General features: G+C 40.0%; 16 protein-coding genes. 11 read left to right on the plus strand and 5 right to left on the minus strand.

The window, feature by feature from the left end; genetic code table 11:
- The first annotated feature begins 46 nt into the window (after positions 1–46).
- The 6 genes from NVIE_RS10390 to NVIE_RS10410 all read left to right on the plus strand — a co-directional run bounded on the left by NVIE_RS10390 (position 47) and on the right by NVIE_RS10410 (position 4,011).
- Entirely contained in the window at positions 47–2,221 is a 2,175-nt protein-coding gene (locus NVIE_RS10390; RefSeq protein ID WP_075055181.1) for a CDC48 family AAA ATPase, read from the plus strand.
- Complete coding sequence (locus NVIE_RS15535) at positions 2,218–2,367, plus strand: hypothetical protein (protein WP_158435199.1); 150 nt, start codon at positions 2,218–2,220, stop codon at positions 2,365–2,367. Before NVIE_RS10390 ends, NVIE_RS15535 begins: the two co-directional genes overlap by 4 nt.
- 341 nt (positions 2,368–2,708) lie before the next feature.
- A complete protein-coding gene (locus NVIE_RS15940; RefSeq protein ID WP_258914183.1) occupies positions 2,709–3,008 on the plus strand; it encodes a transposase in 300 nt (99 codons plus the stop codon).
- Positions 2,938–3,204 (plus strand): zinc ribbon domain-containing protein, encoded by a 267-nt coding sequence (locus NVIE_RS16330; RefSeq protein WP_374213699.1) that lies wholly within the window; start codon positions 2,938–2,940, stop codon positions 3,202–3,204. Before NVIE_RS15940 ends, NVIE_RS16330 begins: the two co-directional genes overlap by 71 nt.
- A gap of 187 nt (positions 3,205–3,391) precedes the next feature.
- Positions 3,392–3,595 carry a hypothetical protein gene (locus NVIE_RS14910; RefSeq protein WP_144239655.1) on the plus strand — a complete coding sequence of 68 codons (204 nt, stop codon included), beginning with the start codon at positions 3,392–3,394 and terminating at the stop codon, positions 3,593–3,595.
- A complete protein-coding gene (locus tag NVIE_RS10410; RefSeq protein ID WP_075055185.1) occupies positions 3,583–4,011 on the plus strand; it encodes a hypothetical protein in 429 nt (142 codons plus the stop codon). Before NVIE_RS14910 ends, NVIE_RS10410 begins: the two co-directional genes overlap by 13 nt.
- A gap of 169 nt (positions 4,012–4,180) precedes the next feature.
- Here NVIE_RS10410 and NVIE_RS10415 read toward each other — a convergent pair whose 3' ends face one another.
- Positions 4,181–4,519: a phosphomannose isomerase type II C-terminal cupin domain gene (locus NVIE_RS10415; RefSeq protein WP_075055186.1), complete on the minus strand. Its 339-nt coding sequence runs from the start codon at positions 4,517–4,519 to the stop codon at positions 4,181–4,183.
- A 141-nt stretch (positions 4,520–4,660) separates the two neighbouring features.
- On the opposite strand from NVIE_RS10415, the gene NVIE_RS10420 reads away from it, so the two are divergent.
- From NVIE_RS10420 to cysC, 3 genes are all read left to right on the plus strand, one after another.
- Complete coding sequence (locus tag NVIE_RS10420) at positions 4,661–5,695, plus strand: NAD-dependent epimerase/dehydratase family protein (RefSeq protein ID WP_084790775.1); 1,035 nt, start codon at positions 4,661–4,663, stop codon at positions 5,693–5,695.
- 857 nt (positions 5,696–6,552) lie between these two features.
- Positions 6,553–7,689 (plus strand): hypothetical protein, encoded by a 1,137-nt coding sequence (locus tag NVIE_RS10425; protein WP_158435200.1) that lies wholly within the window; start codon positions 6,553–6,555, stop codon positions 7,687–7,689.
- A gap of 170 nt (positions 7,690–7,859) precedes the next feature.
- Positions 7,860–8,411 carry an adenylyl-sulfate kinase gene (gene cysC / locus NVIE_RS10430; RefSeq protein WP_075055188.1) on the plus strand — a complete coding sequence of 184 codons (552 nt, stop codon included), beginning with the start codon at positions 7,860–7,862 and terminating at the stop codon, positions 8,409–8,411.
- Positions 8,412–8,542: 131 nt separating this feature from the next.
- On the opposite strand, the gene NVIE_RS10435 is transcribed toward cysC, so the two are convergent.
- Positions 8,543–9,748 (minus strand): glycosyltransferase family 4 protein, encoded by a 1,206-nt coding sequence (locus NVIE_RS10435; protein ID WP_084790776.1) that lies wholly within the window; start codon positions 9,746–9,748, stop codon positions 8,543–8,545.
- 138 nt (positions 9,749–9,886) lie between these two features.
- On the opposite strand from NVIE_RS10435, the gene NVIE_RS10440 reads away from it, so the two are divergent.
- Positions 9,887–10,813 carry a sulfotransferase family protein gene (locus NVIE_RS10440; RefSeq protein WP_158435201.1) on the plus strand — a complete coding sequence of 309 codons (927 nt, stop codon included), beginning with the start codon at positions 9,887–9,889 and terminating at the stop codon, positions 10,811–10,813.
- A gap of 16 nt (positions 10,814–10,829) precedes the next feature.
- On the opposite strand, the gene NVIE_RS10445 is transcribed toward NVIE_RS10440, so the two are convergent.
- Positions 10,830–13,124, minus strand: coding sequence for a glycosyltransferase family protein (locus NVIE_RS10445; RefSeq protein WP_075055191.1), 2,295 nt, complete (start codon positions 13,122–13,124; stop codon positions 10,830–10,832).
- Between the two features lie 169 nt (positions 13,125–13,293).
- A complete protein-coding gene (locus tag NVIE_RS10450) occupies positions 13,294–14,301 on the minus strand; it encodes a GNAT family N-acetyltransferase (RefSeq protein ID WP_144239657.1) in 1,008 nt (335 codons plus the stop codon).
- A 62-nt stretch (positions 14,302–14,363) separates the two neighbouring features.
- Here NVIE_RS10450 and NVIE_RS10455 point away from each other — a divergent pair, with 62 nt between their 5' ends.
- Positions 14,364–15,206, plus strand: coding sequence for a polysaccharide deacetylase family protein (locus NVIE_RS10455; RefSeq protein ID WP_075055193.1), 843 nt, complete (start codon positions 14,364–14,366; stop codon positions 15,204–15,206).
- 92 nt (positions 15,207–15,298) lie between these two features.
- Here the strand turns inward: NVIE_RS10455 and NVIE_RS10460 are convergent, their stop codons facing one another.
- Complete coding sequence (locus tag NVIE_RS10460) at positions 15,299–16,357, minus strand: lipopolysaccharide biosynthesis protein (protein ID WP_144239658.1); 1,059 nt, start codon at positions 16,355–16,357, stop codon at positions 15,299–15,301.
- Between the last annotated feature and the right edge of the window lie 125 nt (positions 16,358–16,482).

Consider the following 16,482-nt stretch of genomic DNA (forward strand, 5'->3'; position numbering starts at 1 on the left):
ACCCCTTAATTTGTTGTTGTATAAAGAAAAAGAGGCGAAAAACTAGATGGCAAAAAATGGTGGCAAGAACGCTAACAGAATTACGTTAAAAGTGGCCGAAACAAACCCCAAGTTTGTCGGCAGAGGGATGGCTCTAGTTGATCCAAGAATCATGGAGGAGCTAAACCTGTCTGCTGGAGACGTCTTGGAAATTAATTTCAAGGGCAAGAAAAGTTACGCGCTTCTCTGGTCGAGTCAGCGAGAAGATTATGATAAGAAGCTTATCAGGATAGACGGGTATACCCGCAATAACATCGGAGTTGGAATCGACGATAGTGTTATCGTCCAAAAAGTTAATGTGAAAAAAGCAGAGCAAGTTATCCTGGCCCCGACAGAAGAGCTCAACATCGTAGGTCTCGAAGAACACTTGCCGGAGCTGCTGGAAGGTCGCGTGGTCGGAAAAGGCGATGTAATCCCGCTCAACATAATGGGCAGAAGAATCGGCTTTGCCGTTACAGGCACTTCGCCATCGGATGTGGCATCGCTAATCGACAGCAATACCGAATTTGTAATTGGCTCTGTACCAAAATCCGCAGGCAAGGGAGTCTCAAGGGTAGCTTATGAGGACATTGGCGGCTTGAAAAACGAAGTGCAAAAAGTCAGGGAGATGATAGAGCTGCCCCTTCGGCATCCTGAAATATTTGAGCGCATTGGAATTGAGGCTCCTAAAGGCATACTTCTTCACGGCCCTCCTGGGACTGGCAAGACGCTCCTTGCCAAGGCAGTCGCAAATGAAACAAATGCCAACTTTTACTCGATAGGCGGCCCGGAGATAATGAGCAAATTCTACGGGGAGAGCGAAGAAAGGCTAAGAGAAATCTTTAGGGAAGCTGAAGAAAATGCGCCGTCAATAATATTCATTGACGAAATCGACTCGATAGCTCCGAAAAGAGAAGAGGTCAGTGGTGACGTTGAAAAAAGAGTGGTATCGCAGCTTTTGACCTTGATGGATGGAATAAAGTCCAGGGGCAAGCTCGTAGTGATTGGCGCGACCAACCGGCCTAATGCCATCGATCCTGCCCTTAGACGCCCGGGCAGGTTCGACAGGGAAATAGAGATAGGGATACCGGATGAACAAGGCCGGCTTGACATACTCATGATCCATACAAGGGGGATGCCCTTGACACAAGACGTTGACCTTGCGTCAATAGCCAAGGTTACTCATGGGTTTGTCGGCGCCGACTTGGAGGCATTGAGCAAGGAAGCCGCCATGCGCTCGCTTAGAAGGATACTGCCAGAGATTAACCTGGAACAGCCAAACATACCTGCCGAAATATTGAACAAGATCAAAGTCACAAAGCAGGACTTTGACGAGGCGCTGAGGGATATCCAGCCTTCTGCAATGCGCGAGGTGCTGGTGCAAAAGTCAAATGTAAAGTGGGAAGACATTGGGGGCCTGCAACAAGTAAAGGAGGAATTGGCAGAAGCAATAGAATGGCCACTCAAGCATGGCGACCTATTTGCACAAGCAGACGTCCGACCGCCCAAAGGCATACTACTCCATGGTCCACCTGGCACTGGCAAGACAATGATAGCCAAGGCGGTGGCAGCAACATCAGAAGCAAACTTCATCAGCATAAAAGGGCCGGAGTTGATAAGCAAGTGGGTCGGCGAGTCAGAAAAAGGTGTAAGGGAAGTTTTCAGAAAGGCCCGGCAGGCAGCACCGTGCGTCGTGTTCTTTGACGAGTTGGATGCAATAGCGCCGCGCAGAGGCTCTGAAGGCGATGCGCATGTGACAGAGCGGGTAATAAGCCAGATGCTGACAGAGATGGACGGCTTGGAAGACCTGAAGGGCGTGGTAGTGATAGGCGCGACCAACCGGCCGGATATCATTGACGAGGCGCTCCTTCGCCCCGGAAGATTTGACAGGATACTTGAAGTGCCAGTACCGGACAAGGAAGCAAGGAAGCAGATACTGCAGATCCATACAAGGAAAAAACCCCTTGCTTCAGATGTTGACCTGGACAAGATGGTCGAAATGACAGAGGGCATGACTGGTGCAGATATTGCAGCTTTGGTGAACGCAGCGGCGATGACTGCTATCAAGGAGCATGTCAACCTAAGTGGTGGCGGCAAACTGGAAGTGTCGATGAGACACTTTGAAGCAGCCCTGGACAAGATCAAGCCAAGAGAGAGGGGCTCGGGCAAAAAGACAAGAGAAGATCCCGAAGAGATCTCTTGAGAGAAAGAGAGGCTGGTAGAGAGATACAAATGATAGTGACAACGACGCCTCTCCCCCTGTTCTTGCCGGTACATGTATCGCTGGAGAAAAATGTGAAAAACATGGAGACTCTGTTGAAGAGTGGGGTTGAAGAGAGGGGGTCATGAGACGTACAATATGAGCTGTAAAGGAATTTGCGTTCGATACAAGGCCCCAAAGCCTCCGTCACACGTTGGCGGGCGTTATGGTGTTGGACAGAAGAGGTGTCAGGTATGCGGCTTGTTCATAGAATGGGACGATTTTCGGTGCCCTTGTTGCCACTACCGACTAAGAATCAAGCCGCATAATCCTAAATCAAAACAAAGAATAATGAGGCTTCTGTCGAAAAAAAGCAAGGCGAACAAAACGAACAAAATGTTGCATTGAACACGATGTCGGGCTCTCTGCATGTTGGTGAAAAGAGAGAAAGCAAAAGGGTTCAAGGAACAGAGAAAAGGCAAGAATTGCTCTGGCCAAAGCATGGCGACAGGTGAGAAGGTGCAGAGACGACTTTGTGCACAAGACATCAAAGATGCTTGCAGATGAAGGCTATACTATTGTAGCATTCGAGAAACTCAATATCGCTAACATCATGGTCAAGAACCATTTCTTGGCACAAGCAATAATGGATGTCACTTGGGGAAAGCTGCTTCAGTATACATACTGCCTACAAGGTAGAGAGGCGTGGCGGACAGGTTATTACTGTCAACCCAAAGGGTACATCGCAGAAAAGCTCAAGGTGTGGGGTGGTTGCGGAAGAAAAGCTTGACCTGTCAGTACGCACGTTTGAATGTCACAGCTGCGGTCTGGTCATCCACAGAGACCTGAACGCGGCGCGCAACATCGAAAAACTGGGTCTGGAACAGGCCCGTACAGAGACAGAGCCTCTACTTGTCCGACATCGACAACGGATAAGGAAGTTTCAGTCGAGGAAGCAAGAAGTCCACGTCTTAAGACGTGGGTAGTTCACTTCTAGACTAAAGTTAACCTATCCTTTGGCATCAATCTTTGACTACCACCAGATTCAGACGGCATCAGCGTTCCAGACCAAGAATGGAACGACTACGCTCGACCATTGTCGATATCATATCGTTCCAAGATTCATGCCAAAGGATAGATTGACTTTAAGATACCCTTCAGAGCTCTGTACGCGTGGTACCCAAAGTTTCCGATCAAGAGCCGCAGCAGCAACCAGATGTGTTTGACATAAGCCCCGAGTTCATAGAAGAAGAGAGGAACAAAAAGTTAGGTCTGAGCAAACCCGGGAAGAAAAACTCGAAATATACAAAGTCTGAAAGGTCGAGGAGGAGAAACCATGTCTACCGCCTGTACTTTGAGCAGGGATGCCCGCAATAACCATTGCAGAGATGCTGAGTGTTGAAAAGAATATCATAGACAACGACATACAGCTGCTGTACCGCGAACTTGGCAAAGAATGGAAGCGTATCGACTTTGACGAATATATCTTCAGGCAGATAATCAAGCTAGACACACAACGCGGCAGGCTGGCATCATATCTGGACAAGGCAGATGACGTGGATAAGAAGCTGGCCATAGAGCGGATGATAGCCAACATAGACTTCAAGATTGTGACTATGGTGACGAAGGCAGAGCAGCTGCCTGCCGCTTTCTGGAATGCGGTCTACAGCGAGATGAACAAGGTAGCCAAGGAAAAGAAGCTCGACTGGCGGTTTACAACACTTTGGGAAGGGGTAAAGGTATCAAGAAAGGCCAGGAATAAGATGGATGAAGTGCTCAGGGCTGAATCTTGAACCCGGATGCACCGTTTTGAAAGGCTACGGTAAAGATGGGAGGTGCGCAAATAAACAACACCGAATTGCAATTCCAGAAGGGTTAGCTACCAGATTTTGCAACGGCGATATATATACACACATGGTATTATCTGATGAAAAGTTGACGTTAGGTACAAGCAACCAAGAGTCATTTTCTGGCATAATCGTCTTCAATTCTTATGATGTCAGCCTCGTCAAAGTCTCCCTTGGAAATCTCTAGTATTACAGCGTCGGTGCCTGCGCCCTCAAGCCTGTGTATTGTACCTTTTGGTATCGTGATGGACTCTCCTGTCTGCAGCAGTCTTTTCTCTTTGCCTATCTGCACTCTTACCGGGCCCTTGACTACCTTCCAGAATTCCGAGCGGTTATTGTGGTATTGGAGGCTGAGGCGCTTGTCGCCGTCAACATAGACAAGCTTGACCGTGCAAGGCTCGTTAAGTGTAAAGCGTTCAAAGTGGCCCCAGGGGCGCTTCTCTGTATTTTCCATCTGCTTATTGTGGAATATTAGATACTATATAAAAGCAAGATGCCAAAGTCCGTGATCACTATGGAAATCCCTAATTTCTGATTTGGACTAAAGTGAATATTGGCTAGGGTCTGCTATTATATATAATACAATTGAGCCTGAATGACTTATTCTATAAATATATTCTCAAATTTTGAGATGGAGAATTATGATGGTAAATGTTTTAGTATAGCTATACTCTGCGTAGAGACATTGAATAACATTCTAGTAACAGGTGCTGCAGGATTTGTAGGTAAGCATCTTGTCACAAGACTTGCTTTGCGCAAGTATAAGGTAGTTATCGTAGATGTTGCAGATGCCAAGATTTTTGGCGAGAATATTGTGGCCTACAAGCAAGATATCCGGAATACCGAAGCTATTCAAGAAATCGTTAAACAAGAAGAGGTTGACACATGCGTGCATCTTGCTGCAAAAGTGAGCGTAGCAGACTCAGTGATAAACCCTAACGAAACTATCGATGTCAATATAAGAGGGACTGTTTCTGTGCTTGAAGCTTGCGCTCGCAATGGAGTAGGTAATTTTGTTTTCGCGTCCTCTGCTGCGGTCTATGGAAATCCTCTGTCACTTCCTGTCAATGAAAATGATACCCTGAAACCTCTTTCGCCTTATGGCATAAGCAAGGCTGATGGAGAGAGAATCGTGATGGATTACAAGATTCGTGGCATGATCAAGAAGGCTGTTTCTCTACGTTTCTTTAACATTTATGGAGAAGGTCAGAATCCAGAGTACGCTGGAGTAATTACAAAGTTCGCAGAAAGGTTGTCGGCAGGATTGGCCCCAACAATTTATGGAAATGGAAGTCAAACCAGAGACTTTATTTCCGTTCAGGATGTGGCAAGAGCAATAATCCTTGCGGCAGAATCTGAAATCTCTGGCACTTTTAATGTTGGAACGGGAAAGGCAATTTCTATTAATGAATTAGCCGAGAGAATGACAAGAATATTTGGATTGGATCTAAAGCCCATATACCTTGAAGCCAAGAAGGGCGATATTCTGCATAGCTGCGCTGACATGACAAATATCAGAGGATGTTTGGGTTTTGAAACAGTTGACGGCCTTGACGCTGGACTAATGCATATGTTCAACGAAATGCTTCCTAAAAAAAGCCCAGCTAACATTGGCGGAATTTCAAGATAGTTTCGGAATGATGACTATATTGCATAATCGTATGGATCTAAATGTTTTCTCCTATCCTAAGTAACATCCTTAAAAGAGACGTATTTTTCTTATAAACCAGAACTGGATTGGATAGTGGAGCTGTTGTCCGTCCTTACCTTGAAAGAATTCTTGGTATTGGCTCATCACGATCATCTGTTATAGCTTCTTTGAGCTTATCCATTCTAGGCATATTCTACATCTATACTGTGGGGACATTTTTTCAGATAGGAATATATCCTTTAGTTGACAGAGTAACTTACTATAGTAATTTCAATTTCTATATTATAAATGAATTCGTGGATCATGTTATAATAGGCGCACTTCTAATTGTGTGGCTACTAATTTCAATAAATTCGAAGATTGGTCGATTGCTAACAGGAATTCTGGCTATTCTCCTCATAATCGTATCTGTCTTCAATTTTAGATCTGTATTAGAAGGATTGTCGCTGATATCCTTCCCCACAATCGTTTTCTTCTTAATGTTTGTCAAATTTTTTTCTGGCAAATGGCCAGCAAGCTTCAGACCTTCCCTTATAGTCAACTACATTTCAATTGTGGGCCTGATCGTGGGACTATTGGGGCTCACATCTGCCATCTTACATGTTGCTCCGTCTAATATATTAGAATCGAATAATTATTCTTATGTTATCTTTCTTCTTTTTTCAAGCTTCTCTCCAATTCTAATGCTCTTACTGATAATGTCATTTCCAATTAAGCTATTGATGAACTTCGTTTCGAGTTCTCTAAGATATAATAAAACTTTTACACCAAAGAATTATGATACTTTAAGCACAACCAAGAAGTTTGTCTGTATTGCGATCTGCATGATATTATCTGTGATCATTGTTGCTATTCCCCATTTTCCCTCTTTGAACAAGGATAATCAGCTAATTGGTGTAGATACACTAAACTATTCTATTGTCACAGGCGAATTGGCGAGGACACAGTCCATCGAAGATTTCCTAAATCAAGCCTTTGTCAAAGTTAACGATGGAGATCGACCTCTGTCGCTTATTTTGATTTTTAGTTTTCAACATGTTTTCCATGAGAATGAAGATGATCTTATATTTACGATCGAATATCTTCCATTGCTACTTGGACCTATATTAGTACTAGTGATTTTCTTTCTGACGAGAGAACTTACAAAAGATGATGTTATTTCTATATTTGCGTCATTTGTTACGGCGATATCTTATCATGTATTAATTGGAACATATGCCGGCTTTTATGCAAATTGGTTTGCCCTGATTTTTGGTTACACGTCATTTATTTTTCTTTTGAGATATTTAAGTAGTGGAAAAAAAGTGAACTTGTTCCTATTCAGCATTCTTGTTTTACTAACATTACTCGGTCACGTCTATACTTGGAGTATTTTCGTTATTGTCATGGGGATTTTCTTAAGCGTGTCTCTAGTTCAGTATTATATCCGTCGCAATAATAGATATCACCTAAAAGGCGAAAAGAAAGGTGCAATTGTACTTCTTGCCGTGCTCATGTGTACCGTTGCTATTGATATAGGAAGAACAAGCCTGACTGGCTCTTCGAGTGGTATTGAAAAAGATCTAGAGCTTGGTAATAGCAGAGCTAGCATTGATCAATTTAGTTTACGATGGAACAATCTACAATATACTACAACAACATACGTAGGAGGCATTTTCGCTAACTGTATTATTCTTGGGTTGGGACTATATTGGATGCTCACATCAAGAATGGAATCTAATCAGGAAGTTCTTATGATTATCTTCTTATCAATGGGAATCCTGCCTTTCTTGTTCGGTCAATGGGTCATACAATCGCGGGTTTTATTTGATATTCCTTTTCAGATTCCAGCTGCCGTTGCCCTTGCCAAAATTTATAGGAATCCATCACAAGGGAAAATGAAATTTGTTACCATTTCAATATGGCTTGTGGTGATAGCAATAGTTACAGTCTCAAATTTCTATTTAACCCTTCCTTCAACGTCCCCCTCTTGAATAAGAACAGTTGCATTCCAACAAATCATTATAGCAAAAACAATACTTCATAATCATCATTAAGATTGTGAAATATGTTAATCATGCAATGAATATAACATCTCCTATGGCCACCATAGCTCTCAAAGGAGAATTTATTAATACTCTGATCCCACAATCAGGGGACTCATATGGTTAGTGAGCGCAGCACGAATTCGCAATTTGTAGTTTGGCTTACAGGGCTACCTGGTTCAGGAAAGACAACCTTAGGAAATAATCTACTCTCAAAGCTAAAGGAATTAGATGTAAGAACCGAACTATTGGATGGAGATATTGTACGAAAGGAACTTAGTCCTGAGCTAGGTTTTACAAAAGAAGATCGAGAATTACATGCAAGACGTGTCATATATCTTAGCAAATTATTATCTCGGAACGGAATTGGTAGTATTGTATCACTAATCTCGCCCTATCGAGAATTGAGGACTTTTGCAAAAAAGGAAATTGGAATTGGTTTTGTTGAAGTCTATGTAAATTGCTCCTTAGAAATCTGTATCGAAAGGGATCCTAAAGGATTGTATAAGAAAGCGTTAGAAGGGAAAATTCAGAATCTTACAGGTCTTCAAGATCCATATGAAGAACCTCTAAGTCCCGATCTCATAGTATATACAGCAAAGGAAACGATTGAGGAAAGCACCAATAAAATACTTGTTAAGTTAAGAGAATCGGGATTCTTAGATAGATGAAAATTCATCCAACGCCGCTTCTCTCAAGATGAATCTTACTACTTTAATCTGAATCCGGGGATTTTGTATGTTAATACAAATGTATCCATCGTAAATCTTGCCTTTTTAGAATCTCTGACTTTGACGCAAAATCAAATATCTCTTGTCAATCTCTTGTATAGTGGAATAAGTTCATTCTTTGCCACGTTTTCCCATTTGTATTTTGTACCTATGAGATGAAGAGTGTTTTCATGCATTTCCTTCCATAGTGATTCGTTAGATAACAAGTCATCAATACACCGTGCAAAATGCTTGGGATCATCTTTCGAAAGTAGACCGATTTTTTCATCTTCGATCATCTTTGACCATCCTCCTATATCATTTGCAATCACAGGTAAGCCGCAAGCCATGTAATCATATAGTTTTAGAGGCGGTCCTAACTGTCTGGTGATATCATCATGTGATGTTAAGATGCCCAGTTTGGAACGCAATAAGAACCCCAGAACTTCCTGCCGCTTCTTAAACCAAACATAATTGACTTCCTGATCGATTTTCTTCGTAATATTTTTGACATTCTTGATGGAATCTCCATAGTCTGAAATATAGAATGTCGCGTCTTCTTTTACAAATGGAATACTTCTTGCAAACAAGTCGACATGTTCTCTATAATTGACCATTCCTGCGTATACCACATTCCTCTCTCTGATTGTATTATCGACATTAGATACGATAGGTCCACCTGGAGGCACTACAACAATAGGTTTGCTTGTTATTCGATATTTTTCAACAAAATATTTCTTGAGCTCTTCACTTACAACTGTAACTGCATCAGATAAATCTATTATTTTTTGCTTGACATCGTGCAGAAATCTGTAAATGTTATCATCTCTCTTGCAGAGGCCTTGGGCAGCTATCTCTTCTGGCCAATCGTTGTGAATGTCGGACACAAGTGGTATGTCATATTTGTTTGCTAGTGCAGAACAAGCAAGCGCTGCTATGGGCTGGACAGCATGCAGAATATCAAATTCTTGTTTCTGCAGTATCTTTTGCATGCCTCCCTCTATGATACTTGCCATTCTAGTAAAGGAGCCTTCGGAAAGAAAAAGGCCAGAGGTGAGCCGTGAATAGGCCGTCTTGCGTATTAGCTTGTAGGCAGTCGACATCAATCCGATCTTGGACATTGAAGAGGGAATGAATTCTACTTTCACATCGGAAACATTTACTAAATCTTCTTCGAAGGGTGTAAGAATAGTGGTTGCAACGCCAAGTTTGTCTAGATGTCTTGCTATTTCTTGTACTCGTACGAAGGATCCTGGACTACCATAACTCAAATGAGTTACGACAAATGCAATTTTCATCCCATTGAATCACATCTCGTATGAGATCTAGTTATAGTTATTAACAATGTAGAGTCTTAATTATAGAGTCTTCTTATAAGTGGTTCTATCATCATAAGTTTGTATGATATATGCTGAGTCAATTGAAAGATGAGATTTTTGCTCAAGCTAATATTTATTAGGTATGTTCTAAGAGATATCGTGATAAAGTCTATCTGGCCTAACTTCTTTATCGTTGGTGCTCATAAAGGTGGGACCACCTCACTTTATGAATATTTAACTCAAGTTCCAGATATCTATATGTCCAAGATGAAAGAGCCACATTTTTTTGCTCCAAACGTTCAACCTACTTCCAAATTTCCTTATAAGGTAATAAGATCTGAGCAAAAGTATTTGGATCTATTTAAGGATGGAGAAACAAAACTTGCGGTTGGTGAAGCCAGTACATCCTACCTATGGGATCCAAAATCTCCTCATCTCATATCTGAAAAGATACCAAATGCAAAAATAATAATGATTCTGCGAGATCCTGTAACCAGAGCTTTCTCGCACTACTTGATGAGTTTTAGAGGAGGTGTAGAAACACTGCCTTTTTACGATGCATTGGTAAAAGATTATGCTCTGCAAAGAAAAGGCTTTGGAATTTCCAATTTATACATCGAGCTAGGATTCTATTCTGAACAAGTAAAGAAATACTTGGAAATATTTGGTAAGGAGAATGTAAAGATCCTCATTTTCGAGGAGTTCATCCAGAATACTGAACATTCAGTAATTGATACACTGAAATTCCTGAGAATACAATCAAAGGTGCCAAATAATATAGATACTGCTTACAATTCATTTTTTGTTCCTAGAAACAACCTTGTTCTTTCATTACTGCGGAATCGAGCTGTTTCTGCATTAGCGGGAACTTTGCCAACATCTCTTATAGACTGGCTCAGGGGAAATAAGCTTCTTTTCAAAAAAACTGGAAAGCCACAAATTAGTGCGAAAGAAAGACAGTTTTTGACGGAAATATATCGTGATGATGTTGCAGCGCTAAGTTCTATACTTGGTCGCCGCCTACCATGGACCTGTCAATTCTAAAATCCTTATCACTCGTTCATCTTATTTGATAGATTGCCAAATTACCATACTTGGCTTGTTGAGTAGTATATTCCGGTGTCAATACTTCAAATATTCTCGTCTCATTATATAGGCTCCTAAACCTTTCATAAGCTCCGCCTGAGACTGGTGTGACAATGTATTGGATATCCATATCTTTGAGTTTAGTCACAACGCTAGCTGTGTCATTTCCGGTAAGAGTATTTTTTAACACTGCCAGATCGATGATAGTTTCCATTTTTAAAACTTCAAGACCTGTTCGGTATGAAAACCAATCAATTCCATAAGCTAATATGCGGCCTTCCATATTGCGTCCTTTGAAATAATCATGAACTGCAAGAGTCGCCGGTCCGAAGGACAATGAAGAAAGGTTTTGTCGATTAGTCTCTTCATAGGATCCATTATTGGTCGCTATGACTTGCATTGTTCCAGCTATATATGGAATCACTGCGCCCAACAAAATTACAGCTATAGCACCCTTGAGTAAATATGGAGCTATTTTTGTAAGAAAATTAAAGTTAATTTTTTGTACAGAAAATATTGAAGCAAAGATCGCAATCGAATATACTATGTATTGGAGAAATGGCTCTTGAGATATTATTCTGGATTTGAGTGAAAAGAGTGTTGAATTATATTCGAAGTAAGTTAGAACGTATGTTGCAAAAATGATTGCCGCGATAATGAGGAACTTTAGCCTATTGTGTGAGTCACCCTCATTAATTATGGAAGAAATTCCTATAACTGTTAATACCGACATTATGGCAATTACATCCAAGGTATGCCTGAACGTAGATTGATCATTGTAATTAATGCCCGCAAATACACAGATCCAGTTTACAACTACTATGATGAGCACAATTGGTAATAGAACTTGACCACTCTGTCTTCTGAAATTTCTCAATATAGTAGCAATCCTTGGTACGAATAGTAACCCACCTAGTGCGGGGGCAACAAAAATGTAGCCTATATTAAAAAACATATTCTGAAAGTTCTGCGGCTTAATGGGAAATGCAGCCTCTCCCAAACCTTTAAGGGCAATATTCGATGCCCATGGATAATCCACAGCGCTTCCTGGTGTAATAAAGAAACCTGCATATGTTCTAATTATTGGTGAGCCCCAAATACCCGTCATCATAATTACGAATATGACTGCAGGAACAAACATCAGAGCAAATGGAATTATCCTTGTATTGTATTCTGCACGATATGAGCGCGAGAAATAATACAAAATGGCAAGGCTGACCACTTGGATCACAATAAGAGAAGTAGAATGTTCGACAAAGAAATCTGATAACGTACTATTCAACAAGAAGGAGATTGGTACCAATAATTGCAGCGCAAATGGTGCAATCCAGAATTTTCCAATCTGCCTATGACCAAGCAGTACTAATGAGAAGATCGGAAGAAGAAATAGCAAACCTGCATCTTTTGTAAGAACCATTCCACAAGCACTGGCGCCTGCTAGTATTGTCCATAGTATACTACTCGATTTCTTTGATTTTATTACGCCAAGAATCGCTGTAATAAAGAAAGCTGAAAATAGTAAATCTGCATTATAGGGGGCAGTGGTTAAGTAGAAAAACATGGGAGGGGAAATTAGTGTAATTATGATTACCCAAGAGCGTCGAATACGGGGATAGATCTCCTTTGCCAATAAGGAAATACTGATACATAGATGAATCGCAAACAAGATAGGAAGTAACTTAAATGAGTCTGTAAACGGGATTATTTTTAAAGAGTAGGCATAAATTGCAGATACTCCTGGCGTTAGAGCTGGCTGCCCTCCTAAGGTGGTATAAGATAGAATGGGATCTGACGGTATAAAACCGTTTTTTAGAAGTCCCAAAGAATATGGCAAATAATAATTTGCAGTATCATATGAAAGTTCAACAGGAATGATCAGTACAAGATAGCTATAGAACAATAACAACGCAATAATGAAAAGGTACTCGGGTTGCTTAAGATAATGTTTTAATTGTTGAAAGATATTGACCGATAAAATTCTAGATTTGATCAAAATTGCCGATGCAACAATGATGCTAGCTATTGTGATAACATAGAAAATATCTCCAATATGTACAAAATTGGCAAAGCCAATGGTAGTTGTGGGTACAATTATAGCCATTTCTCCAATTACTATGGAAAAAAGGAGAATGTCTTTTTTGGAGAGTTCTCTAAATTGCTGTCTTGAATTCTTCAGACCGAGCAATGTCACCGCATATGGAATGAAAATAGCTAAACCTGCAAGAATAGAGATAATACTCAGCTCTAAATATTGCACGGAAACCGTCATTGTAGGGTAAATAAAAACATTGATGTTCTATACGATGTAGATATTATTTTGATTTGATCTTATTATACAGTAGCTGGACTAGCAAGTTGGGCTAATATAGTAGATAATTTACTATGTATATCAAAAACATCTATCAATATTCATGAATCACTTGATTTTCCTATTGATATCAGAATACATCGAAATCTCCTAGAGAAAAGAACCAATTGCAGGGATTATAGAAGTCAACTAAGCGGGTAGGTGATAATTGTTTTATACAAAGTGCCAATGGATGCGGTCTAAGTTTATCTGGCAGTTCATGAAACCCCGCTAATTTCAAGTAATAATAAGGTGGATTATTTTTGAGAAAACCAGATAGCACGATTGATATATCTTCGGACTCTAGGGAATAAGCACAGAAACTGTGAATTAGATCTTTTGCAATTTCCTTATTCGAGGCTTTTATCTCGCAAATAATTGAAATCTTCCTTTTGTCTATTGAAATTGCGCGGCCTATCAGATAACTTGTTCTGTCGCGTCTATGGATGAATCTAACATATTCTCTTATCGAACTCGAGTTGAATCTCCAGTTGAGATATTTTGCATTACGTTCTCGAAATATTGGAAAGACTTCAAGGGATGGTTCCGCAACACAATGCTCTTCTGTAAACAGGGTTGTCAATAATTGGGTAGATTCTACGGCGCCTTTATCTATCCTATAGATCATTCTATCAATAAATGAGGGAATATTTTTATTAACTTTCGAAGGTCTAATTAATTTGAATAATATGGGAATTTTAATTACTTCATATCCAATTCTCTTATGTAAGTTAAATGAATTTGCATTAGGCATTCCAAATGTAAATTGACCGCCGAATTGTTTATGAATATGCGCAAAAAGGGAACTAACAAGATGGCGGCCTCTATACGCATCTTCTGTCGCGATATTGAGCGTCATGTGATGAATTCTATTTGTTCCATTGACTATAATTGATGTTGGAATGCTGGCAACCTGACTCACTAGTTGATTTTCTTTTGTAAAAAATCCGACCACTAGTGCTTGACCTGCGGGATTATCAATATATTGCCAATCATAGAATTCAGACCTGCCTACCTCGCTATTATTTCCATATACAGCCTTCATCAATCTAAGACTTTCTGTTTTGTCATTTATCAGGTCAAGAACCCTCAGCTCCAAGTCTTGATGGGCAGTCAATTCTATAGTCTATATTTTAATAGCAGATTATAAATGCTAAATTATTGAATTTACTGGGAATAGATTTTGAAGAATGGTTTCACATAGAACTAATCCAACGCAATTTGAAAACTATGACCACAAATCTGAGCGTTATACATAGTATCGACAAAATAATCGACTGGCTAAGGAGGAATGATACTTATGCGACATTTTTCATGGTAGGCGAACTTCTAAAAGCGAGACCTGAATTGCTAGATAAAATTCTAAGCAACGGCCACGAAATAGCTTTTCATACAATGCGACATACCCGGCTAGATTCTACTTCTTACAATAAGGAGCTTTTTGAACGTGAAATTAAAGAATTTCAAAAGCTAACATCGCATAAATCGAAAGGCTTCAGGGCACCTTCTTTCTCCTTGTGTCATAATACGTCGTGGGCAATAGATGTGCTGTATGAAAACAATTACATTTACGATAGCAGCATAGTTCCTGCGAAAACTCGCTTATACGGAGTTCCCGGAGCAGAACACAGTCCATATAGAATATCTAATTTATCCATAGAGCACGATGATAAAGATGGAAGAATCATAGAATTTCCATTGTTGACGACAAGGATTCTTGGAAAGTCTATTCCTGCCGCCGGTGGATTCTATCTCCGGACTCTTCCAATGTGGATGATAGAAAGAGCCATCCTAGATGTTAACAATAAAGGGAAACCTGCCGCATTCTATATACATTCATGGGAAATCGCGCCGGAATTCATGCCAAAAATATCTCTTCCACTTATTGATAATTTCATCACATATTATAATTTGACTTATGCATTTCGACGCATGGATTATCTTTTAAAGAAGTTCAAATTTTCATCATTTGATAATTTTATTCGCTACAACAATCCAAACTGAGTCACTATGATCGATCTATATAATCTGATTATTGGCGTACAGATATTTGCTCCCACTTCTGAATATTCAGCCAAGATCGCATTTCGAAAAGCCTATATTTTTGATTGATTTTTCCTTCCAAAGAATAAGAAAATACAAAGTGTAACACTCTGAAGAACCAATGATCCAAGAGCTGCTATTGCTAATCCGATAAGCCCAAGTTCTCGTCCAAGAAGTAGGACAAGAATCGATAAAGCACTGATGTACACAACGGCTGCAATGAAAACCGGTCTACTTGTTTCTCGCCCAAACAGCCTTGATGTCATAATGGCATTAGCTGTCATTGGAATTAATCCAAAGATCATTATCTGAGCAGACTGCATAGATTCCAAAAAGTGATCGAAAAAGGAGCTAATTATTGGAGGGATTGCAAAATAGAAAATAATAGAGAAAGCTACCGCTGTTCCAAGTCCTAGAATTACTACTTTCTTATTTTGATAATGTGTACTTTCACGAGGAAGAAGAAATTGGAATATGCTAAGTGGAATTACTGATAGAAACATGAAAAATTGAAATGATATCTGGTATAATCCCAGAATGCCAAATCCAAATAACGGCGTTACTAACAATTTATCTGCATTGTTAGTTACGCTGTTTGACAAGGTCAGGGCGTAACTATGAATTATGAACGATCTTTTCTCTTTCACATCATCTAGTTTCATTGTGAAGTTGCTCATTGATCTGAAAAAGTTAAAGGCGAATGTCAAAGTTGAAAGGGCGTATCCTAAGATGACTCCATCGACCCCCATTACAGTATATAGTAATATAGAAAGAAAAACCTGCACAGCTCTCTGAGACAAAATAATGATGGAGAATTTTCTGTAATCCTTATTCGCCAATGTCTCGGCCCATGACATGGTGAAAAACGACAAACCGATTAACGATAATATTACGAAAATGTTTTGAACTATAAAAAATAGTATTGGCAATATTATCAGATTTGATATGAGAACAATTAAATTTGCTTGATATTTGATATTGGTCTTTCCTTTTGCAAGATATGTTATTACGGTATTCTGGAGCCCTAACAGTGAAATACTTGCAACAATCGAAATAATGGCTAGATAATAGTTTAGTCTTCCATAATCCTCAACGCGCATTATTGACGCCATAAACAGCCAAAAAAAGGCTCCAATAATTGAGGCTAAAGTATTGCCAGAAGCTACCTGTAATAATCCTTTTTCAAGTCCAAACAGATTTCGTACTCTTGAGAGTCTATTCATTCATATCACATTTG

This window comes from Nitrososphaera viennensis EN76 (genome assembly GCF_000698785.1).
Lineage (GTDB): Archaea > Thermoproteota > Nitrososphaeria > Nitrososphaerales > Nitrososphaeraceae > Nitrososphaera > Nitrososphaera viennensis.